This window comes from Idiomarina sp. UBA3176, from assembly GCF_002364295.1.
GTDB classification, from domain to species: domain Bacteria; phylum Pseudomonadota; class Gammaproteobacteria; order Enterobacterales; family Alteromonadaceae; genus Idiomarina; species Idiomarina loihiensis.
Genome location: NZ_DEXU01000023.1, coordinates 286,097 through 311,725, shown reverse-complemented (window position 1 = coordinate 311,725; position 25,629 = coordinate 286,097). Strand labels below are relative to the sequence as shown.

Genomic DNA, 25,629 nt, shown 5'->3' with positions numbered 1-25,629 from the left:
CGTAGTTAATCTATGTTCATTGTTAAGATTAGACGAAAGCAGAACGCTTTGCAGGCTTTATTAGAAAAAAGGTTTGATTAAGGTCAACATGCTCCATAAAGCATAGATTATTAGCAAAACACCCATAGCTGTACGCACGCCCTGGGCGCGTAAAAAGCGGTGCAGGAATTGACTGAAATGTCCGGCGGCTATCATCGCCGGCAAGGTTCCCAGACCAAAAGCAGCCATGGTTAGCGCTCCACCGCTAGCTGAGCCACTTAAAGCTGCCCAGCTGAGGGCACTATAGACCATGCCGCAGGGTAACCAGCCCCATAAAGTCCCGGCAAAGAAGGTGGCAAAAATACCAGGCTTGTTTCTGAGTTTTGCGGCCAGAGGCTGTATTTTCTGCCAAATTGGACGTGCTGACTTTTCCAGATACACCAATCCTGAAAACCATCCGGTAAAATACAGTCCGAGCAAGAGGAGAAAAGCAACAGCTAACCAGCGAAGAATGATTGTTGTATAACCACCTTCCGGAGCAAACAAGCCAATAGCTCCCCCGACCAAAGCTCCAATAAGCATGTAAGAACAAACCCGGCCTAAGTTATACAGCCAGACATGGTAGGGGCGGGTATTAATGCCCATGGCACTGGCAATGCCCCCGCACATCATTAAGCAATGCCCGGCACCGGCCAGCCCCATCAGCAAGGCTGTAACTAAATCAGCGCTTGGATTTATCGGATTCATCATCAGCGTTATTGGTGTTATCTTCGTCGTCCATCAGAATATTGAGTCCCTGACGTTCAATGTCCTCAAACTGGTCGGAACGTACCGCCCAGAAAAAGACCGCAACAGCGATAATAACGAAAATTATAGCGATGGGAATTAATGCGTAAATTACACTCATTTTCGATACAACCTTAGAGAGTTTCCTATTACCAGAAGAGAACTAAGCGACATACCAAGTGCTGCTGCCCAGGGAGCAATCATACCGATAGCAGCTACAGGTAATACAGAAACATTATACACCAATGCCCAAATGAAATTCTGTTTCATAATCTGGCGTGTTTTGAGAGCGCTTTCTATTACCACTTTAATTTGATTCAGGGATTCAGACATCAACACAACATCGGCTGCCGTTTGCGCTAAATCAGATGCTTGAGAAAACGTCATTGAAAGGTCGGCTTTTGCCAGAACCGGGCTGTCATTAATGCCGTCGCCAACCATCCAGACCGTATGCCCAGCTTCTTGTTGAGCTGTGACAAAAGCAAGCTTTTCTGCTGGTTTCAAGGCACTGTGATATTCAGGTATACCCAGTTCATGAGCCAGAGACTGAACTCTTGATTCGCTATCTCCGCTTAGAATAATGGGTTGATAACCGTTGTCTTTTAACCAGTTAATGGTTTTAGCAGCATCTTCTCTTATTTGATCTTCCACTCTGAACTCGGCCAGGATGCGTTCTTTACTCGCAATGACGACCTGGTGCTTGTTAGTCGATTTAAACTCCGGATGCCACTGCTGAATGTAAGTTTCACTACCTGCGCGATATGACTGACCGTTGAATTCTCCTTGCAGGCCAAAACCCATCTCGTTAGTGACATCCTGAAATGACGCCGGGGTGTCCGACAGCTGGCTTAAAGGAACCGAAAGAGGGTGTTCGGAAAAAAGCTCCAGTCCGCTAATCAGTTCATCAACGGTGTTAGAGTCTATGTAGTCATTTCGCTCAACCAGCCGAAACTTTCCCTCCGTTAGGGTACCGGTTTTATCCAGACACACTTTATTCAGTTGTTTAACGGACTCAAGGACATCCGAGCCTTTTAATAAAATACCATCTCTGTTTAGTCGATGAATGATGCCAGTTAATGCTGTCGGTGCCGCGAGAGACAAAGCGCAAGGGCAGGTGGCAACTAAAACAGCCAAAGTAACCCACAAAGCATGATCTGGCTGGATCCACCACCAGCTAAAATAGGTAATAACTGCAACGGTTAAAATTGCAGCAATGAAATAGCCCGCCAGTTTATCGATAACTTGCTGTGCCTTGGGTTTAACCGCTAAAGCAGAATCCTGCATTGCGATAATGCCGGCCAAAACTGTTTGCTGAGCAGTTGCTGTTACTTTTATCCGTATTGGAGAGTGTTGATTAATACTGCCGGCAATAACCGCGTCTCCAAGTTTTTTTGATCTGGGCAGGCTTTCTCCGGTCAACAAGCTTTCATCAACCTGAGCTTGTTTATTCAGTAATTCACCGTCTGCAGGAATAGTCTCACCAGCTTTCACACGAATAATGTCACCGGTTTCCAGCAATTTAATAGCAACGGATTCATAGCCTTCGGGAGTTTCACGGTTAGCCAGCTTAGGCAGTAAGGTCAGACGGTTAGTGGCAAATTTCAATGCTCGTTCTTTTGCCAGTAACTCCAAAAAACGGCCTGTCAACAAGAAGAAAGTAAACATGGATATGGATTCGAAATAAACCTCACCCGTATTGGTTATTGTCGCGTACACACTGGCACTGTAGGCGCCTAATAAGGCGATACTGACGGGAATATCCATGTTCAAACGCGATGCCTGTAAAGCTCTTAGGGCACCTGCATAAAAAGGTTGTGCGCTATAAAGAATAACAGGGGTCGCGAAAACCAGACTGACGCTCCAGAGAAAGCGTTGTAAGTCAGGTGATAAGTCGCTGACAACGCCGAAATACAGCCCAAAGGCAATCATCATAACCTGCATAGTAGCAATGCCCGCTACGCCTAATCGACGGATATAACTCTTTCGCTGCCTTGCATATTGTTGCTCGGCTTCATTGGGCTGGAATGGCAGAGCCTTGTATCCAATATTGGCTAAAACTCTTAAAATATCGCTTAGTTTTAATTGAGCAGGAGACCAGCTAACCTGAACCCGGCGGCTGGTAACATTAACCACCGCTTTTTGTATACCTTTAAGGCGCAATAGCTCACGTTCAATTAGCCAGCCACAGGCGCCACAGGTAATGTTCTCTACGGTGAGAGTTGCCAGCTCGGTGTCGGCTCCCTCATGCCTTACAAACTCTTTTTGTAAGTCAGGGTTGTCGTAGAGATTTAAATCATTTAATTCTTCAGGAAGAACGGGAGAGTCCTGTAATTGAGATGTGTCTCTGTGTTCGTAATAAGCGTGCAGGTTGTGCTGAATGATGGTTTGTGCCACAGCTTGACATCCAGCACAACAGACCGGTTTCTCAGAACCTTTGTACTCAACAGCAAGATTAACCCCTTTGGGAACCGGCTGCAGGCAATGAAAACATTCCATTCAATCAAACTCCGTATAATAACGGACGAAGTTTAGTCAACTCGGATTTTGGTAGTTGATATTTTTCGCTTACTTTCCAGACTTCATTAAAAGGCTCAACGGTTATGGTCCATTTGCCCTCTATCTCTTCAGGAATATCTGCTCGATAGGTACCATCTGAAGCAACCGTCAACATGCGGGTAAAGTCTTTTTCATCTTGTGTAGCGTGAATAAAAAACACTCGTAGAGCAGACAGTTCTTCCGGCTGGCCAGAAGCATATTTAAGAGTAAACAGGCCTTTATCAGCAGTAAACTCAAAAGAGATATTACGGCGTTGTGCTTCTTCAACATGCTCGATAATTGCGTTGATGGTTTTGCCGCGTTTGTAGTAGTCATCAACCACCATGGAAACGCCGCCCTGAGATACGGACAGATAAATAATAACGCCACAGACGATCATGACAGTAACGGGGAGGGAAATAAGAAACCATGGCCAGAACTGCTTATACCAGGGTTGAATCATAATGAGACCTCATACAAAAAGCCCCGCCGTAGCGGGGCTGTGTTTACTAGGTTTTATTCGTCGTTAGATAAGCTGTAGACATAAGCTGAAATAACGTGAATTTTATCTTCACCCAGAATGTTTTTCCACTTGGGCATAACACCGTTACGACCATGCTTCAGAGTTTCTTCAATTTTATTAATTGAACCACCGTAAAGCCAGACATCGTCAGTTAAGTTTGGCGCGCCAAGCTGCTGGTTACCTTTACCATCCGCTCCGTGACACGCACTACAAACTGCGAAGTTTGCTTTGCCGGCTTCGACTAAATCGGCATCACGTTCACGACCACTTAAGCTGGCGACATAGTTTGCTAGTTCATTAATTTCTTTATCGCTGAACTGCTCACCAAATGCCGGCATATTGCCCTGGCGTCCTTCACGCAAGGTGGTTTTTATATTGCTTGGTTCACCACCATATAGCCAGTCGTCGTCAGTCAGGTTAGGGAAACCTTGACCACCCATCGCGTTCGAGCCATGACACTGCGCACAGTTTTGCAGGAACAAACGTTGACCAACATCTAGCGCATCTTCATTTTTAGCCAGCTCTTCAATTGGCTGCTCTGCAAATGCGGCAAAAATAGGGCCATACTTTTCTTCCGCCGCACGAACGGCACGGTCATACTCAACAATCATCCCTTTTTCATGGGCTTCTTCCATTGCCTGGCGAGACTCTTCTAAGGATTGAACATCCTGGTTTGAGCTTTTCCAGTCTAGCAAGCCGTTGAAGTTCCCAAGCCCGGGGTATAGAGCCAGATATATAAAGCCCCATACAAAGCAGGCCCAGAACAAATAGGTCCACCATTTAGGAAGAGGGTTGTTTAACTCTACAATCCCATCGAATTCGTGGTCCATTTCCTGACCTTCTTCGATGTGAGTGTAATTTTTCATGTTCCAGCGCAGTAGCCAAATTAATACCACTAAGGTGGCCAGCGTTAAAACAATTATCCATGCACTCCAGAAGCTACTCATCTTTCTTCGACTCCGGTTTGTCGCTGTTATCTATTGATGATTCGTCCTCAAATATAGAATTAGCCGCATCATCAAATTGTTTTTTTGTACGGCGACTGAACGCCCAGGCCACGATGGCAATAAAAATTGCCAGTATGATCAGGCTGAACACGCCGCGCCAAGTTCCGTAATCCATTACTTATCAGCCTGCTGTAGCGTTGTGCCAAGAGATTGTAAGTAAGCGATAAGCGCCTCCATTTCAGTCTTACCCTGAACGGCTTCTTTTGCACCGGCGATGTCCTTGTCTTCGTAAGGAACGCCCAATGTCCGCATAACTTCCATCTTCTTAGCTGTGTATTCACCCGTTAGCTTGTTTTCTGCAAGCCAAGGGAACGCTGGCATATTAGATTCAGGAACCACATTACGAGGGTTCATTAAATGAACGTGATGCCATTCATCGCTGTAACGGTCACCCACACGAGCCAAATCTGGACCCGTGCGCTTAGAACCCCAAAGGTGAGGGAATTCCCAAACGTGCTCACCAGCTAATGAATAGTGTCCGTAACGCTCCGTTTCTGCACGGAAAGGACGAATCATCTGGCTGTGGCAGTTGTTACAACCTTCGCGCATATAAATATCGCGACCTTCAAGCTCTAACGCGGTGTATGGCTGCAAACCTTTTATGGGTTCATTGGTCTGGTTTTGAAACAGTAGGGGAGTAATTTCTACTAACCCACCGATTGAAACCGCAATGATCATTAAAATTGACAACCAACCTAAGTTCTTTTCAACAAATTCGTGTTTAAAACGACTCATTATTCTCTCCCTCAGGCAGTTTGTACGACGTTGCCTGCAGCTGTCTCACGACGGCCGGCACGAATTGTCTGATAACAGTTATAAGCCATCAGCAACATACCAATTACAATGAAAACACCACCGATAAAACGGCCTGTCCAGAATGGGTATGATGCCTGAACACTCTCTACGAAACTGTAAGTTAAGGTTCCGTCAGAGTTTGTCGCACGCCACATAAGACCTTGCATCACACCTGAAATCCACATTGAGACGATGTAGAAAACAACGCCAATAGTGTGCAGCCAGAAATGAACGTTCACCAGCTTAATGCTGTGAATTTCTTTCTGGTTAAACAGGCGAGGTACCAGGTAGTACATGGAACCGATAGTGATCATAGCAACCCAGCCTAAAGCACCTGAGTGTACGTGACCCACAGTCCAGTCAGTATAGTGAGAAAGTGCGTTCACTGATTTGATTGCCATCATCGGGCCTTCGAAAGTCGACATGCCGTAGAATGACAGAGAAACAATTAAGAAACGCAAAATTGGGTCGGTTCGTAGCTTATGCCATGCACCAGATAATGTCATGATACCGTTAATCATGCCGCCCCATGAAGGCACGAACAGGATAACAGACATGACCATACCGACCGACTGAGTCCAGTCTGGTAACGCGGTATAGTGTAAATGGTGAGGTCCGGCCCATATGTATAAGGAAATAAGTGCCCAGAAGTGAACAACCGACAAGCGGTAAGAGTAAACAGGGCGCTCAGCTTGCTTCGGTACAAAGTAATACATCATACCCAGGAAGCCAGCGGTCAGTAGGAAACCTACCGCGTTATGCCCGTACCACCATTGAACCATGGCATCGACAGCACCTGAATAGATTGAATAAGACTTCATAAACGACACTGGTAAAGCGAAGCTATTCACAATATGCAGCATGGCGATAACGATAATGAAACCACCGTAGAACCAGTTAGCCACATAAATGTGTGATGTTTTACGAATAGCCAGTGTGCCGAAGAAGACGATTAAGTAAGCCACCCAAACGACAGTAATTAAAATGTCGATAGGCCACTCAAGCTCAGCGTATTCTTTCGTGCTGGTAAGACCCATAGGCAGAGTAATAACTGCTGCCACTATAACGGCCTGCCACCCCCAGAAAGTGAAAGCTGCCAACTTGTCTGAGAACAAGCTCACTCTACACGTTTTCTGAACAACATAGTAAGAAGTGGCAAAAAGAGCGCTGGTACCAAACGCGAAAATAACAGCGTTTGTATGTAGCGGGCGAAGACGGGAGTAGGTTAGCCAGGGAGTATTGAAGTTAAGCTCTGGCCAGACAAGCTGGGCAGCTATCAATACGCCTACAGACATACCGACGATACCCCAAATAATCGTCATGACAGTAAACTGCCGGACGACTTTCATATTATATTCGATCGGTTGTTGTGGAATTGTTTGACTCATCTTTTAAATCCGCAGTGATGTAAGATCAGGAAAAAGGTGACTTTTACCAGACAGACACAATCCATGTAAAAGTGCATTTATTTTACGTCTTGTGAGTTGAAAGGTACAGGGGAGATTACCAGTATCCCCTGTATTTTTAAGGTTATTTTGTCTTAAACCGACTGACAAGTTGACTCAAATCAATACTGTTTTTACTCAAATCCCGACTGACTTCAGCAACGCGTGTATTAGCGTCCTGATTGGCTTGAGAAAGGTCGGAAATGCCAGTGATATTCTCGTTCAGATCTTTAGTTACCCGACTCTGCTCGTCGGTCGCAGAAGCAATTTGTATATTCATGCTCGATATATTCGCAACGGCTTCCTGAATCTGACTTATCGCTTGCTCGGCTTTCAGAGCCTCCTCGTTTGTAGAGGACGAGCGACGTTCAACATCGCTGATGATCTGGCTCACATCTTTAATCGCACCCTGGATACTTTCCACAATTGAAGAAATTTCATCCGTTGAATGCTGAGTTCTGGTTGCCAGCGTTCGAACTTCATCGGCAACGACCGCAAACCCTCGTCCGGCATCGCCAGCGCGAGCAGCCTCAATAGCCGCATTTAACGCCAGTAAGTTGGTTTGTTCTGCTATAGCAACAATGACGCCGAGTATGTTTCCTATTTTGTCAGAGCCGTCTTGCAGTAAGCGGGCTTTTTCGCCTGCTTTACCCAGCTCAGAGGTTAGTGCTTCAATATTATTAACGGATTCTCGTACGATAATAGCTGAGCGCCCAGCTTCTTCGTCTGCCGTATTAGCCGAGTCGGCAGCCTGACGAGCGTGATCAGCAACTTCTGCAGCGGAGGACGACAGTTCGGTGATGGCTGTCGCAACAGAACTTGTTTGCGAGCTAAGTTCATCACTTTGACGGCTGCTGGTACCCGATAACTCAGTCAGTTGACTTGCAGCTTCGCTCTCATTTTTGGCACTTTCCTGCACACTTTGAACAAGTTGCTGAATTTTATGAACAAAGGTGTTGAATGATTTTGCTAGTCGGGCAAGCTCATCAGAACCCGATTCATTCAGTCGTCTAGTCAAATCGCCTTCGCCTTCGGCGATGTCGAACATAGCACTATTAATGGTTTTTAAAGGGCTGGTGATACTGCGTATGATGACAACAAATAACAAAAGCAGGGGCACGGATAAAACAACGGCTAAACCAGCTAATTTAAAAAACTCCTGCCATAGAATAGCGGTAATGTTGTCGCTGTACTGTCCTGTACCAAGGATAATATTCCATGGTTCAAAAACTCGTATCCGGCTGACTTTCGCGACGAGGTTATTGGCATCACTGCCTTTTTGCCAAACGTATTCTACTGTAGCTTCGTTGGCCGAACGTGCTTTGCGAACCATTTCCTGGAAAAGACGTGTTCCTTCAGGATCCTCATAGCTCATTACATCCTTACCAACTAATTGTTTAGTAAAAGGATGCTGAACCAGAATTCCATCACGATTCAGTGTGAAAATGTATTCGCTGCCTTCGTATCTAATCTCGTCGAGACTGGTATAAGCTTTAGTTTTTGCTTCTTCCTCAGTCAAATTACCGTTTAGGTATTGCTGGTGGTAATGACTGACCACACTGTGAGCAGTATCAAGAACGGAATCGAGCTTACGTTTCTCTTCCTTGACCAACAGGTTATTCAGTAAGAACATCATAAAGGCTACCATCAGGGCAGTCCCCAGAGCGGCGATACCCAATAATGATATAAGTCTCTGTGTGATACTTAACTGCTGTACGATTTTCATTAATATTCCTTACTCAATCGTCGGAAAGCTTTCGTAATAGGCTATCGGCAGTTTACAAAATCTTTACAGCAGAAAAGTAGCTTAATAATGTTTATTTTTCTAGGAATTGATCTTTCTCCCTTTAAGTACCAACGCCGATAAAGCTGGCAAGGTAAACACAGTAACTAATGCTGCGCCGATTAAACCAAACATCACAATAGCACCAACGCCCCGGTACAATTCCGTGCCGGCTCCGGGTATAAAAACCAGAGGCGCAATACCGCATAGCGTGGTTAAGGTGGTAATGGTTATCGGGCGGACGCGCGACAGCAAACCTTCCTGAACCGCCTCTTTAAGTGAGTAGTTCTCTTTATCGCGAAGATAAATTGCCCGCTCAATGACCAGAATAGGGTTGTTAATGACGGTTCCCATAAGAATGAGAAAGCCGAGCATGGTAATCATGTCAAAAGGCTGACTCAGTGGCTGTAACCCAACAACGGGTAAAAGCTGGCCAACACCGTTCATAAGAGCCAACCCAGCAATACCCGCACTTATTCCCATTGGTATGGTTGCCATTATCAGTAGCGGATCCCCCCAGTGCGCAAAAATGGCGACCATCAGTAGGTAAATAATGGCTATGGAAATAACATAGTTTTCACTTAGTGCGGCCTGGGTTTCTGCTAGTTGGTCAGCGGCACCGGATAACTGAGTCGAAATATCTGCTGCTATAACACCTTGATCCCGTAAGTGCTTTAAAACTTCTGAACGAACCATCTCAACACCGGACTCAAGCGCAACTGACTCTGGAGGTATTATATTTAAGGTTACCGTGCGCCTGCTGTCGACGCGACGCGACAATTTCGCGCACCTCACTAATTGCATTTAGTGCCACTGACCGGCCGTTGACATTAAGTAGCGGCAAGTCATCTAGCATTTCCGGCGTTACTTCCGTACCTTTGTTGCTATACAGATACATATCAATTTTGTCGTCACCCTGGAAGTATTCACCGACAAAAGCCCCGTCAGTTAATGCGGAAACAGCGTAACCAAAACTGTCTGCGTCCAGACCTAATTCACTCATCCGTTCCCAGTCAGGGCGAACCTCTAATAAAGGTTGGGCAAGAGTAAGAGAGTTCGGTGTGGATTGAATTCTGGGGTCATCGAAAACCTTTTGCGAGCGATCATATATAGCTCGTGCGGCCGCATAAACTTCGTTGAGCTCTTGTCCGCCAACGTCGACATTGATACTACGGGTGCCACCATCGTTACTGCTGATAATAGAGCCTTTAGCTGCAAAGGCACGCATGCCGGGATAGCGCTCGTAAACTTGAGTAATGACTTCCATTAGCTCATCAATTCGGCTTTTATCCCGGGTTTCGGCAATAATTCGAATATTCGACGGAGCGACGCTTAAGCTCATTGTTTTTAGCGCAGGAATAGTGACTCCCGAGCGAGTAACCTCATTATCTTCCGTCGTTAATGCCGGGTCGAAAATGTCACGTATTTCGTCTCCAATCGCAGACATAGTTTGCAAGTTATAGCCGGGTGGGGCGCTCATAGTGGCAAAAGTTTTAGCTTCTTCCCCCTCAGGCAAATATTCCGCAGGGGGCATCAGAAACCACCAAATGGCCACCACTGCAACAAAGGTCACTCCAACAGTACTGAGTTTTGATTTTTTAGAACGTAAAAGCCGACTACTGATAGCTTCGATTCGGTTGGTCAGTTTGTCTGTTACTTTGGTTTTTGCCTGCGCAGGAAAATAAGCGGCGAGTAAGGGCACTAAAGTCACAGAAACAAACATCGAAGCAATAATGGATGCCGAAATGGCAATAGCAATATCGGAGTACAATTGTCCGGCTTCCTGAACAATAAAGAGAATTGGCAGGAAAACCATGACAGTAGTCAGGGTAGAGGTAAGTACCGCGGTCCAGACTCGTTTCACACCTTCAATTGCTGCTTCTTTAGGGTTCAGTCCTTTACGTCGTTCCAGCTCGATACTTTCTAACACCACAATGGTGTTGTCCAGCGTCATGCCAATAGCAAATGCAATACCAGCTAATGAAATGACGTTGATGGTTCTGTCCAGCAGCAACAGCCCCAGAAAGCCGGCCAGAGTACAAATTGGAATACCGATAACCGCAATTAAAGTGGCGCGAGCGGAACGCATCAAACCATACATAACCAGAGTTGCGAATAGGGCGCCTAACAGTAAATTCACTAAAACATTCTGAACCGAGCTTTCCACATAACGAACATCATCAGAGTTTAGTGTAATTTCCATACCGGCCGGTCGCAGCAACTCCTCGTTAATGCGCTCAACTTCGTCCAGCACGGCGTATTTTATATCGATAACATTTGAGCCCAGCTCACGCTGAACTTGAAGGCTTAGCACCTGCTGGCCTTTAAACCAAGACTCACTGTTCAGTTCAAAGTGATTAAAGTCGATCTCGGCGACATCTTTTAACCGAACCAGACTGTCACCGGTTCTGCGGATAATGGTATTTTCTATTTCTTCAAGCGAATCAAAACGACCGACAGTGCGCAGCAGGAACCGACGTTTACCTTGTTCCAGTTCTCCGGCCGAGGTATCGCGATTACGTCCGCTTATTGCGGTTCTGACATCATCAACCGATACGTTGTATTGAATCAGTGCATCTTTATCCATAAGGATACGAACTTGCCTTTGCGCTCCGCCACTAACATTCACTTGCGAGACGCCAGCAACTGAAGACATTCTTGGGCGAACGTTGTCTTCAATGTAATCGCGCATCATGATCATGTTGATATTTTTAGGGTTATCCTCAATTGGTGCTACCCGAAAGTACATAAACGCATTACTGGAAAAAGAAGCGGAGAAAATACGAGGCTCATCGACGTTCTCAGGGTAATCCGGAACCTGACTTAACGCATTGTTAACCAGAATTAATGTTTAAGTAACGTCAACTCCAAAAGGAAAGTCCAGTTCTATGCTTGCTTCGCCATTACTGGCACTGCTTTCCATACGTTGTAAGTTGGGGACAGTGCGAAGAAACTCTTCCTGTTCAATTAGTATCTCTTTTTCGATATCCTGCGGTGTGGCACCCGGCCATTGAGTCTGTACAGAAATCGTTCTGACTTCTAAATCAGGGATCATTTGTACCGGAATACGCAATGCTGCCGTTATACCCAGTAAACAAAGTATTAAAATGGCGACGATGGTGACATGTTTATGCTTTATTACGGCTTCAATCATAGTCAGCAGACTCCGTAAGCTTTAGTACCTGACCATCAGTCAGAGCTTCATTACCGCGTACTATGACTCTCTCGCCTTCACTTACAACGCTTTCCACTTCGACATAGCCATTAAAGCGTAAGCCGAGCTTAACGGACAGTTCCTTCGCTTGCCATTCACCATTTTCGTTCACCGCTATCCAGACAGAGGTTCTGCCATCACTGTAGCGAACAACCGCATCCTGAGGTACTGAAGTCTGAATTCGTCCGGTATCAATCTCAAACGAGGCACTCAGAGGTATTCCGACAACCCAGTTCTCCGGGTAATCCCCCGTCAGGCGAACCTGAAAAGAGCGATCATTTCCATCCACAAAAGGCACTATGCGACTTAAACGAGCATCAATAGTTGTATCTTTGTAGCTAAGCGAAGCTTGAGTATCAGAATTTATAGAGGGGTAGTAAGACTGCGAAAGAAACACATCAGCATGCTGATTGTCACTGCCGACCAACTGAAAAACGATCTGATCGGCACTTAGCCATTCGCCTAAATCCGCAGTGCGACTAGCAATGATGCCGTCGAAAGGTGCTGTAAGTTGATGATAATTTTGGTTAACTTCGGTTTCGTTTAGCAATGCTTTTGTTTCTGCAAGCTGTGCCTGTGCAACCTTAACCCGGGTACGTGAGCGCCTTAAATCGCTAGCGGGAACAAAATCGGTCTCAGCTAACTCTTCCAGTTCTCTTAGCTGCTGTTTTTCGTCGGCAAGACTGGCTTTAGCGCTGTCGACCTGAGCCTGTAAAGATTCTATAGTCGAATTAATTTGACGCGCGTCTAACCGTGCAAGCAAATCTCCTTTGCTCACTCTGTCACCTATATCCTTGTTCAGGCTCAATAACTTTCCTTCGACAGCAAAACTGAGTTTAGAGTTATTCAAAGCGGATAGGGTGGTCGGTAAATCAACGCTATTAATTATCGGCTGCTTTTTAGCTTTAACATACTCAACGGGAGCCTGGGCCCAGGCCGCGTTGCTAAATACTGCCAGCATTAATAGTAACGGAATTAAAAAAACAGACTGCCTGAACCATGATGCCATCATTCGTACTCAGCTATTTTGTTAAAAGGAAGTTGTCTGTATGTTACGCAAATTGAGTCAGATTCGATTACTATTGTAGATTACAGAGACAATTAAGGGGCTTGTATGAGCTTAACGGATCCGAAAACATTCGAATGTCCTTATTGTATGGCAATAAATGACATTGAAATTGATTGGATAAATGATATTGGCCAACATCAGATTGTCGATTGTCAGATCTGTTGTCAGCCAATAGAGATCGAAATTCTGCAACTCGGGGACGATGTGCAGATTAAAGCGCACCGTGATGATGAATAAGGTGCGCTTTTAAAAAGTTATATTGTTTCAATTTCCTGTTCAGCTTCTTTGAAGCCTTGTTGGCGTGGTTCATCACCCATGTTCATGCCCTCGGCGCGGATGATGGTCACGTCGGTAATACCGATAAAAGCAAGTACCTGTTTTAAGTAGCTTTCCTGATGATCCATAGCCTGGGCTTCACCTTGAGAATAGATGCCACCGCGACCAGACGCGATATAAACTTTTTTGTCATTTACCAGGCCCTGAGGGCCTTGCTCTGTATATTTAAAGGTGACGCCAGCTTGCAATACGCGATCAAACCAGGCTTTTAGCTGGGTTGGAATAGTAAAGTTATACATTGGCGCACCAATGACAATGGTATCTGCATCGAGCAGCTCTTTAACCAATTCATCAATTAGCGGCTTTTCTTCGGCTAATAACTCATCAGCTGCCAGGTGAGGAACAGGGTTGGCAACCAGGTCTCGGTGAACAAGGGTAATATCTTGTTTTTCTTTAAGTTTATTAACAATGTTCTGACTAACCTGACGGCTAACAGATTGTTCTAAAAAGATACCTGAATCCAAATGTAAAACTTTCATAGAAACCTCTTCGTTTTTTTAATTGATGCAAGGAGTATAATTCGTTCCAATTAAACTAATAAGTGGTTAAAATGGAAACTATCGTTCCAAATTCGGAACCGTAGAGGTTTTCTCAATGTCCTTTCCTGATGTCACAAACTACTACCTATTCGCTCAGGTTATGGCCTGCGGCAGTATCAGCGCAGCCTCACGGGAGCTCGGCTTGCCCAAATCCACCATAAGCCGAAAAATGGCTTTACTTGAACAAGAGCAGGGCACCCGGCTGTTTCACAGAAGCCGATCAGGACTTAAACTAACCGACGTTGGACGTGAGTTTCTGGTGCACTGCGAGCGACTTGTCAGCGCGGCTGAATCGGCTCAGCAAGTGACACAACGTTTACTCGATAAACCCCGGGGGAAAGTTGAAATAAGCGCGCCCTATGCTTTAAGTCAAAGCTTGTTAGTACAGGTGTTACCTGAATTTATGAGCTTGTATCCGGAAGTTGAAATTCAGCTTGTTGTGACAAACCGGCCAGTTAACTTAATAGAAGAGGGCATCGACATTGCTTTGCGCGTACGAAAAAATATAGAAGACTCAAGTTTAATAGCCAGACCCATAAGTCAGGCTCCTCAAACCCTTTATATCTCTCCCGATTTAATAAATCAGAACTCAATAACTGAGCCTGAGGACTTATTAACGTTCGAACATTTGAGTATGCATTACACCAACGGACGATATGGTTATGAATTGATCCATAGTTCAGGGCAGCAAAAAAATATTAGAATAAAACCCCGGCTTATCACCGACGACATGATTGTCTTACGAGAAGCTGCAATAAAAAAACTTGGTATTGTCGCTTTGCCAAATTACCTCTGTAACGATGCAGTGAATAGCGGGGAACTCGTCCCCGTTTTAACCGACTGGCATCTACCCATCGGAATTATGCATATAACGTACTCGCACCGACGCGGAATATTGCCGGCAGTGCGTGTCCTTATCGATTTCCTCGCTGAAAAGCTTCCGCATCTTGCACAGCAGCAGTTTTAAAAAGTAAGTGCTTCGTACTAGCGTTATACTGATATAGTTATGATTTAACATAATATACATTATACGCAATCAAGTAGTATCGAATTTCAGGTGCTTTTCAGACCTGTGAAATGACCATAAAAAAAGCCCCGAAAATTCTGGCAAATTCTCAGGGCTTGGTCGCCACATTCCGACTTTAAACAAAGGATTTAGGCGTAAAACCCGAAGACGAGCAAAACTCATCTTCAGTTGGTTTATGGGCTTCTTTCAGCCGTTCTTCGGTAATACTCCGGCGTATTACAATACAAACAACCATCTAAAAACGGCTCAAGATGCGTCCTTTCTCGGAAAAACTTAAAAGCCCCAGATACTGGCCCGCTTTATTCTCCTGACATTATTTCTACGGTACTTTAGTGACACAAGCAAATGGATTTGTTACTGCTCAAAATCACTGGCTAGTCCGATATTTTTAATATAGTATTAAAAGGTATTACCCCTTATTACTTCGGGAGGTCAGAAATGGCAACATCCGTAAAACTGAATGACGACATGAAAAAACGCGTGCAAAATCTGGCGAACGTCCGGCACCGTTCCTCACACTGGATCATGCGTCAGGCGATCCAGGATTATGTTGAACGTGAAGAAAAACGGGAAGCGTTTAAACAGGACGCACTTCGCGCCTGGGAGGATTATCAGCATAATGGTTTGCATTTGACGGCAGAGGAAGCTGATGAATGGTTAGCCAAACTTGAATCGGGTGACGATGCTGAGCTGCCGACGTGTCACAAGTAATTTGGTCCCCGGCCGCTTTAGCGGACGTGAAACGTCTGCATGATTTTTTACGAGATAAAGACCCGATAGTGGCCCGTAAGGCCGTCAAAAGCATTCGCCAAAACGTCCTTATTTTGGCTGGCCAACCCGAGATTGGCCGCCCGCTGGATGATATGCCCATTGAATTTAGAGAGTGGCTCATTGATTTTGGCCAGAGCGGTTATGTTGCTCTCTACCGTTACGATGGCTTTGAAACGATCATCCTTGCGGTGCGACACCAAAAGGAAGTTGGCTATTCGTGATCGTTTGGCTTACTCAGTACCTCAATACGATAATCCGGGCGCAGAGCTTGCCGGTTCATATCCAGTATGTAATCATCAAAACGATTAATGTGTGCAGTCTAGTTGAACTTACCAGTTGATTTAGTTAGAAAAAGAACGGTATTTCGGCATTCCCTCAAAACAGGCTTAAATTTAAATCCTTACCACCAGCATCCCCTTTAGGCCTCTGATTACCGAGATTCAGCTTCAAACGATGGAAACTAAATACCGAAACTGAAGCAAAACGGAAATTTCTCTCCAGTGACAAAATGGCAAAGCTACCTCAGGCCGTCGTTATTTCCCACAGCAAAACTCTCTCAATTCAGCATTTCTGTTATCATGTCGTTATTGCTAGTTAAGAGAAGAACAATTTAATGAAATTAGACTGTCTGGCGCTACAGCCACAAACCGGCGAGTGGCTCAAAGAGCTGCCTGCGGAACTTAAAGAAGATGCCTTAGTTGGGCAAAAACGTGCTGTTACAGCCTTAAAAAACGCGTTACGTCAGCATGGTACATACTCTAATATTTATGCTTTATTTCCTGGTGGCCTTTTAAAACGGGACATCCTGGATGCCTACTTTACAGATAGTCGTTGGGAGTTCACTAATTGGTATGACTGGCTGTATCTGGCGAATCCGTCCGATCCTCTGCGTCCTCTGTGTGTCAATTTGCCGTCAGGAACAGCTGACGCAGCAATTAAAGCGATATGGGGCTTTCTGCAGCGACCGCTAGATCAGCGCGAAGAAGCTTACAATACAATTATTGAGCAATTCGACACGCACAAGCTGCGTGACTACATGCAACAAATACGGGACAAGAAGGCTGAGGACATCCAGGGAGAGAGCCTGGCTTCTGTTTTAGTGGGACATCAGCACCCTGCCCCTTACTACTATTGCGACCGTGTTACTGAGGAACGTCTCTTTGGTCACGTTGGTGTGCAATCGGTTGAAGGAACGGTCAGTTCAGAGCTGCATTTGATTGAGGCCGGCCTTTTGCATAAAGCAAACGGGGGCATTCTTGCTATTGAGGTTGCTCAGTTGCTCGAAAACATCACGCTCTGGAAGCGCCTGAAAGATGTTATCGAAGGTGGAGAATTTGAGTGGCCGCGTCAGTCGCCGACTTCAGGTGCAGCTTTCTTTTACCGACCCGAGTCTGTGCCCATTAATATTAAGATTATTTTACTGGGTTCACGTAACGAATACGCACAGCTGCGCGAGTACGACGAAGACTTTGATAACTTCTTCCCGTTTTTGGCTGACTTTCATGGTCATTATGCAACTCAGAATGAGCCGGTAGCGCCCTACTTCAATTACTTACAGTATGTGTGGCAACTAGCCGATGTGCTGCCGCTAAGTACAGATGGTTACTCAGCCTTACTACGAGTTTGTGCCCGATACACGGATTATCAGCAGGAGCTCACGTTAAACACAATACAGTTACTGCAATTGCTTCGCGAAGCCAACGACTGTGCGCTGCAGAATCAACACGCGAAGATAGATAAAGCCGCAATAGATTTAGCGCTGCAGCAACAACGGGATCGTGAAGGTAATCTGGCTGAACTGAGCCGCCGTAGCATACTGGAACAGCAAGTTCGAATAGACACTCATGGCTCCGCGGTTGGCCAGTTAAATGGTCTGACGGTAGTGACTATGGGCGGCAGTGAGTTCGGTGAGCCTTCCCGAATTACTGCGACCATTCACTATGGTGATGGCGATATTATTGATATTGAACGTAAATCAGACCTCTCCGGCAATATTCACACGAAAGGGGTTATGATTTTAAGCGCCTATTTGGCCAACCAATTTGCCCGCCACGAACCGCTATCAGTATCAGCAACTGTGGTATTCGAGCAGTCTTACTATGAGGTAGATGGCGACAGCGCATCACTTGGCGAGCTTTGCTGCTTGATTTCAGCTCTGGCTGAGCAGCCGTTAAAACAGTCACTGGCTATTACTGGTGCGATAGATCAGTTTGGTAACGTTCAGTCTATTGGTGCAGTGAATGAAAAAATTGAAGGTTATTATGCGCTTTGTGCTCACAGGGGCTTAAATGGCGAGCAAGGCGTTATTATTCCTCAGTCGAATAGACATCAGCTTAACCTCAATGACGATATCATTGACGCGGTTAAAGCCGGTAAATTTCATGTGTACACGGTAGAGCATGTTGAGGAAGCATTAGAATTACTGACAGACACGCCGGTTAAAGAACTTTTCCAGAAAGTTCGGGAACGAACACTGGATAGTTCTGATAATGATCAACCCCGGGGTTTCTGGCGGCGCCTTTTTAGCTGAGAAGTCACTTGTCGGATTTGTCTAGCGTACAGTTGTACGCTAGACTGCTGCCTAGTTTTTTCGAACAATTAATTAGGGTATTTATGAATCAATCGAGCTTTACTCGCGAAGAACTTCTCGCCTGCAGTCGCGGGGAAATGTTTGGTCCCGGTAACAGTAAGTTGCCTGCACCTAATATGTTAATGATGGATCGCATCATTGAAATTAGCGAAGACGGCGGATCGGCCGGAAAAGGTTTTATCCATGCCGAGCTCGATATTAACCCAGATCTTTGGTTCTTTGACTGTCACTTTAAAGGTGACCCGGTAATGCCTGGCTGTTTGGGTCTTGATGCTATGTGGCAGCTGCTTGGCTTTCACCTGGCATGGTCTGGTGGCCCTGGGCGCGGTCGTGCGTTAGGTGTTGGTGAAGTTAAATTCACCGGACAAATTCTGCCGGAACACAAAAAAGTCAGTTACTTTATTGATATGACACGAGTTATTAAACGTAAACTATTTATGGGCGTTGGTAATGGTCGTGTTGAAGTTGATGGTCGCGAAATTTACACAGCCAAAGACTTAAAAGTTGGCTTGTTTACCGACACTTCTACCTTTTAGCCCCTTTTTGAATTAAAAAAACGCCGATGCTTTCGCTATCGGCGTTTCGTCTAACCTTCAATGTCTCTGACAATCAGCGGAATAAGCCGGTATTTCGGGCTTCCATTGCATCTCGCCAACCTCCCAGCCAGTGGGAACGAAAATCATCCTGGGTTTGATAAGGACAGTTGTCTTTTGAGCGACCATGCAAACCAGCTTTAAAGCCTTGAGTATGTGCTCTTTCAAAGCGATCGCGCTTTTGTCTTTTCATAAATCTATCCCTCGCCTGTTATTCACAGATTATTATTTAGAGAGTTGAGACTTTTTTGCTGCCTCATTACTATTGATAGACTTATTTGGTGAGAGTTCAATTGTAAAAGCAGCACAGTATCCATTGACTTTTTTTAACGGATTGAAACTGTGCTACTTTTTATTTTAAGACCTATTATGATTTTTTGGTCTTAAGGAAGGTTCTTCTTCTTATTCCGGTAATAAGCAAACCTAAGACGCCAAACCCAAGCAGCGAGCCAAGCCCGACAGCTGCGCCCTGACGCTCTACAGGTTCTTCATTGTCAGTACAGTTATTAAGTTCGCCTTCAATAGGATCGAGCTTTATATTGACAAGAATTTCACGGGTCCGGGTTTCCCCTTCTTCGTCTGTATACTCTTCAGTTTTGAGCGCTGTAGCAATAATCTCACCGTTTTCGGTAATATCATTGGCATCAACAATATTGTATTCACTGTCACAGCTAATGGTATTGTTCAGGTTGATAATTTGTGGGGCTTCTGCACTCATATCATAGTAGAAACCAGCACGAGCACGAACCTGAGACAATGTAGGGTCAACCTCTGCTGTACCGACCATTTCGCCGTTATCATTGATACTGCGGATGACAGTCGATGCGCCATTAAAGAAACTGTCAAGAATCGTCAATTCACTCGCATCAACATCGTAATAGAAGCCGTAGCTTCGCAACGTTCCTGCGGGACGTTTGGTTAAATGGCCTACAGCAATATTCGAGTCATTGATGTCTGTTGCTGAGCCCCACAAATAAACCGGGTCTTCAGTTACAGGCAGCGCTTCTTGATTCTGGAAAATTGCCGGCATGCGAATAGCACCGCGATCAGGATGATAAGTCCAGCTTTGCCCTACTGCGATGTCGTTGTTATTAACGGCGTAAGCGTAGCTTGAAAAGTCATTTTCATCGTCACTTCTTCTTTCTACCAGAGTTGGTAATTCAACTGCGTCAATGACCTCACCACTAGCGTCAAACTGCCATAACTTTCCGCGAATGTCATAGATAGAACGACCCGCATTATAACCTGAACGCGGACGACTATAGCGATAACGGCTATTATTAAAGGCCGCGATATTCGACGCATCGGCATTTTGCAAGCCTCTCCAAATGCCCCATACACAAACCTCCAGGGGCTGTGATGCACTGGCAACTTCAGGGTCTTCGCAGCTCTCTTCAATTCGAGTCGTCGCAGCAGGACTTAAACCAATGCTTTCATAACCGGCAGCAAGTCCACTATCGTTGATATCAAAAATGGCACTTTCGCCCCCCAGGTAATCCTGAGCTTGAGGTTCAACGACACTGGATTCGCCGTTGTTGTACCACATTCCGCGACTTAGAAAGTCTGATACGAAGTACTCTGCAGTCTCAGTTTCGTCGTCGGCATTGGTATATTGATGTTCAATAAGCTCAAACGGTGCACTAGTAACACCAACCGCTGTATTGGCATTATTGATAGAGTATAAGAAGCTGTCGACGCTATTAGCGAGTTGATCCGCAGTTGCTGATACCGCGTTAACTTCACTGCTAGTCCCGTTATAAATAAAAGCCTGGTTCAATCCAATACGCTGAGTCTGAAGGCTGCTATTTGCATAGTTTCCCAGGTTTTCTACAATTGCCTGATACTGAGCAATAGTCAGTTCTTCATCTTCTTCGGGATCAAAACCTATCTGCGCGAGTAGTCGCGAAGGAACTTTAGAAAAATCAATTTCGACATTTTCGGGAAAACGTGCAACACCAACAATTTGCCCACTTGCGTTAATACTTTGCGGGATACTGCTTCGATAATTATTCAAAGTTTCAATTGTTTCAATATTATAAGTGTCTGCTGCAGATGCAAAAGAGACTGTTGAAACAATTGCTACGGTAAGTGACTTCAACGTAAATGATTTCATTAACTAACTACTCTGTTCTGATAAGTTTTCCAGTTCTTCCCAGCGCTCCAGATCCTGCATCAACTGCCCTTCAATTTCGGCAATTTGAGTCATGACTGGTTCGGTTTTTTCTAATGGCTGTTCGAAGAACCCCGGTTCATTCATTAACTGTTGTAATTCTTCAAGTTTTGCTTCTTTTTCTGCAATAACTTTGGGTAACTGCTCTAATTCGCGTTGCAATTTATAGGATAACTTCTTCCGCGGCTTGTCTGAACCTTTGTCTGCGGTTTTTCCCTTACTTTGCGAACTTTTGTTGCTGTCAGACTCTTTAGCTGCCGCTTTGGTTCCGTTGCTATGAAATGAATTTTCAGCTTTTGCCGCTAAATAGTGGTTTAGTTCGGTAAAACCACCAATAATTTCAGTAATAACGCCCTCACCTTCAAAATACAGCACGCTGGTTGCTGTGTTGTCTACAAATTCCCTGTCGTGACTGACCAGCAGAACCGTACCCTGATAATTCGCAACAATTTGCTCGAGCAGTTCTAAGGTTTCAATATCCAGGTCGTTAGTCGGCTCATCGAGTACTAGAATATTACTGGGTTTCAGCAGTATTTTCGCTAACAACGCCCGGTTCCTTTCTCCACCGGAAAGCGCCCGAACAGGGGTTCGTGACTGTTTCGGTGAAAAGAGAAAATCCTGCAGGTAACTTAAAATATGTCGGCTGCGGCCCTGAAACTCTATGTCCTGCTTGCCGTCACCAACGTTGTCCATAACGGTTTGTTCAGGGTCAAGCTGCGCCCGGTGTTGATCAAAGTAAGCAACTTCCAGATTAGTTCCCAGCTGAACCTTACCGCTGTCCACTTCCTGCATGCCTAAAATTACTTTAATCAGCGTACTTTTACCGCAACCATTAGGCCCGACAAAGGCTACTTTGTCGCCGCGCATCAACAAAAGATCGAGGTCATTGATAATGGGCTTGTCGCCAAAGCGCAAAGCCATATTTTCGCCTTCAAAGACTTTCTTACCAGAACGCGAGGACTCGTTCACTGCCAGATTTGCCTTACCCTGAAGCTCGCGTCTTTGCTGACGTTGCTTCCGTAAGTCCTGAAGTGCACGTACCCGCCCTTCGTTACGAGTGCGGCGCGCTTTAACGCCCTGGCGTATCCAGGTCTCTTCAGCTGCCAGCTTTTTATCAAACTCAGCGTTGTGGCTTGCTTCAACTTCCAGTGCTTCCTGCTTTTTCTGTAGGTAGGTATCGTAGCTGCCCGGGTAACTGGTTAAATGTCCGCGGTCTAAATCGATAATTCGTGTGGCCAAACGGCGGATGAATGCCCTGTCGTGACTAATAAATAACACGGCGCCGGAAAAGTTAACGATTTGCTCTTCCAGCCAACGCACCATTTCAATATCCAAGTGGTTGGTCGGTTCGTCTAACAGTAAAATGTCCGGATCAACAACCAGAGCACGGGCAAGCGCCACGCGACGTAACCAACCGCCGGAAAGTGCAGCCATGGTTTCATCTGCAGGTAATTGCAGCTGAGTTAAAACCTGCTCAATACGGGTATTCACTTGCCAGCCGTTAATGGCATCCAGTTGATTCTGCAGTTTGTCCATTTCATCAAGCGTTGCGCTGCTGGGCGAGTCGGTAAGACTGGCAGACAATTCATGATAACGAGCCAACGCCTTGCCCGATTCAGCAAGAGCTTCTGCTACGTAGTCAAACACCCGCTGTTCAGATTGCTGAGGCGGGTCTTGCGGCAAACGGGTCACTTTAGTATCGCCCACCCACTGTATTTGCCCTGAATCTAAGACCACTTCGTTATCTATCGCTTTTAAGAAAGTGGATTTACCGGCGCCGTTACGGCCAACCAAACAAACTCGTTCACCGGCTTCAATGGTAAAATCAACACCGTCTAAAATGGCATCAGCGCCAAAGGCCAGGTGCGCATCCTGTACACGTAATAAACTCATTGCTCTACAAACTCCAGCAATTGATTAGCATCGAAAGGCCAACGCAACTCTGCGTCGTCTTTTCCCCGAATAAATACTGGTACTAACCAGCCATACTCTTCTTGCAGCTCCTGCTGTTCGGCAATGTCGACTACTCCAAGTTCAACCGGCTCTTCCAGGTCAAGCGAGTGCAGTAACTGAATAGCCTGAGTACAAAGCGGACAGTTTGGTTTCGTAAGCAAATAAAACGCAGACATTAATTAAGCCCGTGAAATAATATAATAATGATGAATACCTTTATGGCGTTTGAAGTCCTCGGGTATTGAAGCCTGGGTCTGATCATTTACTTCAAGACCGGCTTTATCCAGGCCTTCGGTGTCGATGCGGAATTTCTTTCTATTGTTAGAGAATAGAATCACGCCATCCTCTTTCAACATTCCCGTGGCGGTTTTTATCAAACCGACGTGGTCACGCTGTATGTCTAAGGTTCCGCTCATCCGTTTTGAGTTACTAAAGGTAGGCGGATCAAGGAAAATAACGTCAAACAGTTGCTTGCCACGTTGTTCCCGCATCCAGCTAAAGCAGTCAGCCTGAATAAACTGGTAGTCGCCTCGTAAGCGGTTTAAGGCAAAGTTACGCTCGCCCCACTTCAGGTAAGTTTTCGACATATCGACGGAAACCACGCGTGCGGCTCCGGCTCTGGCGGCCTGTACAGATGCGGTGCAGGTATAGGCGAATAAATTCAGTACATCCAATTCTTCGCACTTATCCAGCAATTCCTTACGCACCAGTCTATGGTCCATAAATAAGCCGGTATCAAGGTAATCGGTTAAATTCACCTCAAATTTGGCGCCGTATTCATTAACCGTTAACACCGTGCTGTCCTGCGATTGTTTTTCGTATTGCTGCTTACCGCTTTGGCGCTGGCGGCGTTTTAGAATAATTTTATCTTCAGATACCGGCAGAGCTGAACTCAAGGACTCGAGCATGAACCACAAGCGGTCATTCGCCACTCCTTCAGGAATGTCTTTTGGAGCTGCGTATTCCTGTACAACCACGTAATCCTGATAAATATCGATAGCGGCGTTGTACTCAGGAATGTCGGCATCATAAACACGCCAGCAATCCAGTCCTTCCTTGTCAGCCCACTTGCTTAATTTTGCATGGTTCTTCTTAACCCGATTAACCAGGTCGTCAGCTTGACTCTCTGCGAAGTCAGGTTGCTCTTTAGTTAAGTCGTAAAGAGCCAAATTAACCGGAATTGCACCGTTTAATAGCGGGTATTTCTTATGGCTGCGCAGTTTCAGACGTTTAAGTAACTGTTCGTCTCCTGCCAGTACCGCTATATGCCAATTCTGGAAAGTGTCTTTTAGTTGACGGCCAAAACGGCGGTACAACAGTAAGGTTTCAACGGCCTCACCCAGACGTTCACCGTAGGGAGGATTACAGACTAACAGGCCACTTTCTGCCGGTGCTTCACAGTTTGTTGCATCCGCAACTTCAAACTCTATCACTTCATGCAATAGCACACGCTTGGCGTTATCTTTAGCTTTAGCGACCAAATGAGGGTTGTTGTCAGAGCCTTTTAAATGGCCTTTAAAGTTCTTCTTACCTTCTTTAAAGCGCTGCTCAGCCTGCTCTAGCACGTCGTGCCACAGTTGCGGCGAATGTTCATGCCAAAACAAGAAGCCCCAATGCGCGCGGCTCAAACCTGGTGCGTGGTCCATTGCCATCATGGCGGCTTCAATGACTAAGGTACCCGAGCCACAAAAGGGGTCAAAAATAACGGGCTCGTCTTTTTCCAATTCGTTTTTGATGCCGGCGCGGACTAATATAGCGGCAGCTAAGGTTTCCCGCAGCGGTGCTTCACCCTGCTGCAGGCGATATCCCCTTTTGTGCATGCCGTCACCGGTAAAGTCTAAAGACCAGGTGAGCTTGTCTTTATGTACTCGCACGGCAATACGAATGTCCGGGTCCTGCTTATCGATACTGGGGCGTTCAAATCCGCTATTACGAAAGTTATCGACAATACAGTCTTTTACTAACTGTGCGCCAAACTGAGTGTGGCGAATGTCGTCGTTACCGCCAGAGAAATCAACTACAAAGGTTCTGTTCGCATCGAAAACCTTGCTCCACGAGAATTGAGTCAATGCCAGTTTAATCTCATCCAGGCTGGAAACTTCCTTTTCACCCAGTTGTAATAGCATACGGCTTGCTAACCTGGACCACATAGCCACGGTATACGCTTGCTGCAAATCAGCCTCGATATAGCAGCCCGCAAGGGTTTGCTTAACGTGACTTAAATTGAACTCTTGCAACTCATCAAACAAAAGCCCTTCAAGGCCTTTGGAGCACGCAATAAAAAAACGATACATAGAAACTTCGCCTAAAAAATTAAGGGGACAATTATAACGGAGAGCTCAGTGGCTGTCTGTAATTCCAGCTGAAATAAGGGAATTACATAGAGAATGACTAATAAAACAGCAGTTAAACCGTATTTGTATAAATACTATGCAGTTGGTTTAAATAAAGCTTGCGCGGCACGAATTATGACTATACTATGCGCTCTCAATCGGACGCGGGGTGGAGCAGTCT

At 45.6% G+C, this 25,629-nt stretch carries 22 protein-coding genes, 1 tRNA gene and 1 pseudogene (1 of these 24 running past the window's edge); 7 read left to right on the top strand and 17 right to left on the bottom strand.

Annotated elements, in window-relative coordinates:
* Positions 1 to 60 precede the first annotated feature (60 nt).
* The 11 genes and pseudogenes from B2U97_RS11085 to B2U97_RS11035 all read right to left on the bottom strand — a co-directional run bounded on the left by B2U97_RS11085 (position 61) and on the right by B2U97_RS11035 (position 13,079).
* A complete protein-coding gene (locus B2U97_RS11085; RefSeq protein WP_286823313.1) occupies positions 61 to 729 on the bottom strand; it encodes a sulfite exporter TauE/SafE family protein in 669 nt (222 codons plus the stop codon).
* Complete coding sequence (ccoS, locus tag B2U97_RS11080; RefSeq protein WP_011234549.1) at positions 701 to 886, bottom strand: cbb3-type cytochrome oxidase assembly protein CcoS; 186 nt, start codon at positions 884 to 886, stop codon at positions 701 to 703. The genes B2U97_RS11085 and ccoS overlap by 29 nt, the downstream gene beginning before the upstream one ends.
* Positions 883 to 3,261 (bottom strand): heavy metal translocating P-type ATPase, encoded by a 2,379-nt coding sequence (locus B2U97_RS11075; protein ID WP_286823312.1) that lies wholly within the window; start codon positions 3,259 to 3,261, stop codon positions 883 to 885. Before B2U97_RS11075 ends, ccoS begins: the two co-directional genes overlap by 4 nt.
* A 4-nt stretch (positions 3,262 to 3,265) precedes the next feature.
* Positions 3,266 to 3,763, bottom strand: coding sequence for a FixH family protein (locus tag B2U97_RS11070; protein WP_011234547.1), 498 nt, complete (start codon positions 3,761 to 3,763; stop codon positions 3,266 to 3,268).
* A gap of 53 nt (positions 3,764 to 3,816) precedes the next feature.
* Entirely contained in the window at positions 3,817 to 4,770 is a 954-nt protein-coding gene (gene ccoP, locus B2U97_RS11065) for a cytochrome-c oxidase, cbb3-type subunit III (protein WP_011234546.1), read from the bottom strand.
* Positions 4,763 to 4,945: a cbb3-type cytochrome oxidase subunit 3 gene (locus tag B2U97_RS11060; RefSeq protein WP_011234545.1), complete on the bottom strand. Its 183-nt coding sequence runs from the start codon at positions 4,943 to 4,945 to the stop codon at positions 4,763 to 4,765. The genes ccoP and B2U97_RS11060 overlap by 8 nt, the downstream gene beginning before the upstream one ends.
* Positions 4,945 to 5,565, bottom strand: coding sequence for a cytochrome-c oxidase, cbb3-type subunit II (ccoO, locus tag B2U97_RS11055; protein ID WP_011234544.1), 621 nt, complete (start codon positions 5,563 to 5,565; stop codon positions 4,945 to 4,947). The genes B2U97_RS11060 and ccoO overlap by 1 nt, the downstream gene beginning before the upstream one ends.
* A gap of 11 nt (positions 5,566 to 5,576) precedes the next feature.
* Positions 5,577 to 7,013, bottom strand: a complete 1,437-nt coding sequence (ccoN, locus tag B2U97_RS11050) for a cytochrome-c oxidase, cbb3-type subunit I (RefSeq protein ID WP_011234543.1) — start codon at positions 7,011 to 7,013, stop codon at positions 5,577 to 5,579.
* Positions 7,014 to 7,155: 142 nt separating this feature from the next.
* On the bottom strand, positions 7,156 to 8,796 hold the full coding sequence (locus B2U97_RS11045) for a methyl-accepting chemotaxis protein (protein ID WP_114981317.1): 1,641 nt from the start codon (positions 8,794 to 8,796) through the stop codon (positions 7,156 to 7,158).
* A gap of 99 nt (positions 8,797 to 8,895) precedes the next feature.
* Positions 8,896 to 12,007: pseudogene (locus B2U97_RS11040) on the bottom strand (efflux RND transporter permease subunit).
* The gene (locus B2U97_RS11035) at positions 12,000 to 13,079 is read right to left on the bottom strand and encodes an efflux RND transporter periplasmic adaptor subunit (RefSeq protein ID WP_286823311.1); all 1,080 of its coding nucleotides are present in this window, start codon (positions 13,077 to 13,079) and stop codon (positions 12,000 to 12,002) included. Before B2U97_RS11035 ends, B2U97_RS11040 begins: the two are co-directional and overlap by 8 nt.
* Positions 13,080 to 13,181: 102 nt before the next feature.
* Here B2U97_RS11035 and B2U97_RS11030 point away from each other — a divergent pair, with 102 nt between their 5' ends.
* Positions 13,182 to 13,373 carry a CPXCG motif-containing cysteine-rich protein gene (locus B2U97_RS11030; protein WP_011234539.1) on the top strand — a complete coding sequence of 64 codons (192 nt, stop codon included), beginning with the start codon at positions 13,182 to 13,184 and terminating at the stop codon, positions 13,371 to 13,373.
* A 17-nt stretch (positions 13,374 to 13,390) separates the two neighbouring features.
* Here the strand turns inward: B2U97_RS11030 and B2U97_RS11025 are convergent, their stop codons facing one another.
* Positions 13,391 to 13,951 carry an FMN-dependent NADH-azoreductase gene (locus tag B2U97_RS11025; protein ID WP_286823310.1) on the bottom strand — a complete coding sequence of 187 codons (561 nt, stop codon included), beginning with the start codon at positions 13,949 to 13,951 and terminating at the stop codon, positions 13,391 to 13,393.
* 115 nt (positions 13,952 to 14,066) lie between these two features.
* Between B2U97_RS11025 and B2U97_RS11020 the strand changes: the two genes are divergently transcribed.
* The 5 genes from B2U97_RS11020 to fabA all read left to right on the top strand — a co-directional run bounded on the left by B2U97_RS11020 (position 14,067) and on the right by fabA (position 18,935).
* Positions 14,067 to 14,978: a LysR family transcriptional regulator gene (locus B2U97_RS11020; RefSeq protein WP_153849110.1), complete on the top strand. Its 912-nt coding sequence runs from the start codon at positions 14,067 to 14,069 to the stop codon at positions 14,976 to 14,978.
* A gap of 498 nt (positions 14,979 to 15,476) precedes the next feature.
* Positions 15,477 to 15,749, top strand: coding sequence for a CopG family ribbon-helix-helix protein (locus tag B2U97_RS11015; RefSeq protein WP_011234536.1), 273 nt, complete (start codon positions 15,477 to 15,479; stop codon positions 15,747 to 15,749).
* Entirely contained in the window at positions 15,737 to 16,030 is a 294-nt protein-coding gene (locus B2U97_RS11010) for a type II toxin-antitoxin system RelE/ParE family toxin (protein WP_011234535.1), read from the top strand. Before B2U97_RS11015 ends, B2U97_RS11010 begins: the two co-directional genes overlap by 13 nt.
* A gap of 392 nt (positions 16,031 to 16,422) precedes the next feature.
* Positions 16,423 to 18,339, top strand: coding sequence for a Lon protease family protein (locus B2U97_RS11005; RefSeq protein ID WP_272989483.1), 1,917 nt, complete (start codon positions 16,423 to 16,425; stop codon positions 18,337 to 18,339).
* 83 nt (positions 18,340 to 18,422) lie between these two features.
* Positions 18,423 to 18,935: a 3-hydroxyacyl-[acyl-carrier-protein] dehydratase FabA gene (gene fabA / locus B2U97_RS11000; RefSeq protein WP_114981323.1), complete on the top strand. Its 513-nt coding sequence runs from the start codon at positions 18,423 to 18,425 to the stop codon at positions 18,933 to 18,935.
* A 73-nt stretch (positions 18,936 to 19,008) separates the two neighbouring features.
* Here the strand turns inward: fabA and rmf are convergent, their stop codons facing one another.
* From rmf to rlmKL, 5 genes are all read right to left on the bottom strand, one after another.
* On the bottom strand, positions 19,009 to 19,185 hold the full coding sequence (gene rmf / locus B2U97_RS10995) for a ribosome modulation factor (protein ID WP_011234532.1): 177 nt from the start codon (positions 19,183 to 19,185) through the stop codon (positions 19,009 to 19,011).
* 174 nt (positions 19,186 to 19,359) lie between these two features.
* Positions 19,360 to 21,105: a DUF3466 family protein gene (locus tag B2U97_RS10990; RefSeq protein WP_114981324.1), complete on the bottom strand. Its 1,746-nt coding sequence runs from the start codon at positions 21,103 to 21,105 to the stop codon at positions 19,360 to 19,362.
* A gap of 3 nt (positions 21,106 to 21,108) precedes the next feature.
* The gene (locus B2U97_RS10985) at positions 21,109 to 23,055 is read right to left on the bottom strand and encodes an ATP-binding cassette ATPase Uup (RefSeq protein ID WP_286823308.1); all 1,947 of its coding nucleotides are present in this window, start codon (positions 23,053 to 23,055) and stop codon (positions 21,109 to 21,111) included.
* Positions 23,052 to 23,291: a glutaredoxin family protein gene (locus B2U97_RS10980; RefSeq protein ID WP_011234529.1), complete on the bottom strand. Its 240-nt coding sequence runs from the start codon at positions 23,289 to 23,291 to the stop codon at positions 23,052 to 23,054. The genes B2U97_RS10985 and B2U97_RS10980 overlap by 4 nt, the downstream gene beginning before the upstream one ends.
* Positions 23,292 to 23,294: 3 nt before the next feature.
* A complete protein-coding gene (gene rlmKL, locus B2U97_RS10975; protein ID WP_114981325.1) occupies positions 23,295 to 25,409 on the bottom strand; it encodes a bifunctional 23S rRNA (guanine(2069)-N(7))-methyltransferase RlmK/23S rRNA (guanine(2445)-N(2))-methyltransferase RlmL in 2,115 nt (704 codons plus the stop codon).
* Between the two features lie 202 nt (positions 25,410 to 25,611).
* Between rlmKL and B2U97_RS10970 the strand changes: the two genes are divergently transcribed.
* Positions 25,612 to 25,629: transfer RNA gene (locus B2U97_RS10970), tRNA-Met, on the top strand (it continues 175 nt past the right edge of the window).

Coding starts and splice junctions, on each gene's coding strand:
- B2U97_RS11030 (WP_011234539.1), top strand. CDS start 13,182: ATGAGCTTAACGGATCCGAAAACATTCGAATGTCCTTATTGTATGGCA.
- B2U97_RS11060 (WP_011234545.1), bottom strand. CDS start 4,945: ATGGATTACGGAACTTGGCGCGGCGTGTTCAGCCTGATCATACTGGCA.
- ccoO (WP_011234544.1), bottom strand. CDS start 5,565: ATGAGTCGTTTTAAACACGAATTTGTTGAAAAGAACTTAGGTTGGTTG.
- ccoP (WP_011234546.1), bottom strand. CDS start 4,770: ATGAGTAGCTTCTGGAGTGCATGGATAATTGTTTTAACGCTGGCCACC.
- B2U97_RS11085 (WP_286823313.1), bottom strand. CDS start 729: ATGATGAATCCGATAAATCCAAGCGCTGATTTAGTTACAGCCTTGCTG.
- B2U97_RS10985 (WP_286823308.1), bottom strand. CDS start 23,055: ATGAGTTTATTACGTGTACAGGATGCGCACCTGGCCTTTGGCGCTGAT.
- fabA (WP_114981323.1), top strand. CDS start 18,423: ATGAATCAATCGAGCTTTACTCGCGAAGAACTTCTCGCCTGCAGTCGC.
- B2U97_RS11035 (WP_286823311.1), bottom strand. CDS start 13,079: ATGATGGCATCATGGTTCAGGCAGTCTGTTTTTTTAATTCCGTTACTA.
- B2U97_RS10990 (WP_114981324.1), bottom strand. CDS start 21,105: ATGAAATCATTTACGTTGAAGTCACTTACCGTAGCAATTGTTTCAACA.
- B2U97_RS11070 (WP_011234547.1), bottom strand. CDS start 3,763: ATGATTCAACCCTGGTATAAGCAGTTCTGGCCATGGTTTCTTATTTCC.
- ccoS (WP_011234549.1), bottom strand. CDS start 886: ATGAGTGTAATTTACGCATTAATTCCCATCGCTATAATTTTCGTTATT.
- rmf (WP_011234532.1), bottom strand. CDS start 19,185: ATGAAAAGACAAAAGCGCGATCGCTTTGAAAGAGCACATACTCAAGGC.
- B2U97_RS11025 (WP_286823310.1), bottom strand. CDS start 13,951: ATGAAAGTTTTACATTTGGATTCAGGTATCTTTTTAGAACAATCTGTT.
- B2U97_RS11075 (WP_286823312.1), bottom strand. CDS start 3,261: ATGGAATGTTTTCATTGCCTGCAGCCGGTTCCCAAAGGGGTTAATCTT.
- B2U97_RS11005 (WP_272989483.1), top strand. CDS start 16,423: ATGAAATTAGACTGTCTGGCGCTACAGCCACAAACCGGCGAGTGGCTC.
- B2U97_RS11045 (WP_114981317.1), bottom strand. CDS start 8,796: ATGAAAATCGTACAGCAGTTAAGTATCACACAGAGACTTATATCATTA.
- B2U97_RS11015 (WP_011234536.1), top strand. CDS start 15,477: ATGGCAACATCCGTAAAACTGAATGACGACATGAAAAAACGCGTGCAA.
- ccoN (WP_011234543.1), bottom strand. CDS start 7,013: ATGAGTCAAACAATTCCACAACAACCGATCGAATATAATATGAAAGTC.
- rlmKL (WP_114981325.1), bottom strand. CDS start 25,409: ATGTATCGTTTTTTTATTGCGTGCTCCAAAGGCCTTGAAGGGCTTTTG.
- B2U97_RS10980 (WP_011234529.1), bottom strand. CDS start 23,291: ATGTCTGCGTTTTATTTGCTTACGAAACCAAACTGTCCGCTTTGTACT.
- B2U97_RS11020 (WP_153849110.1), top strand. CDS start 14,067: ATGTCCTTTCCTGATGTCACAAACTACTACCTATTCGCTCAGGTTATG.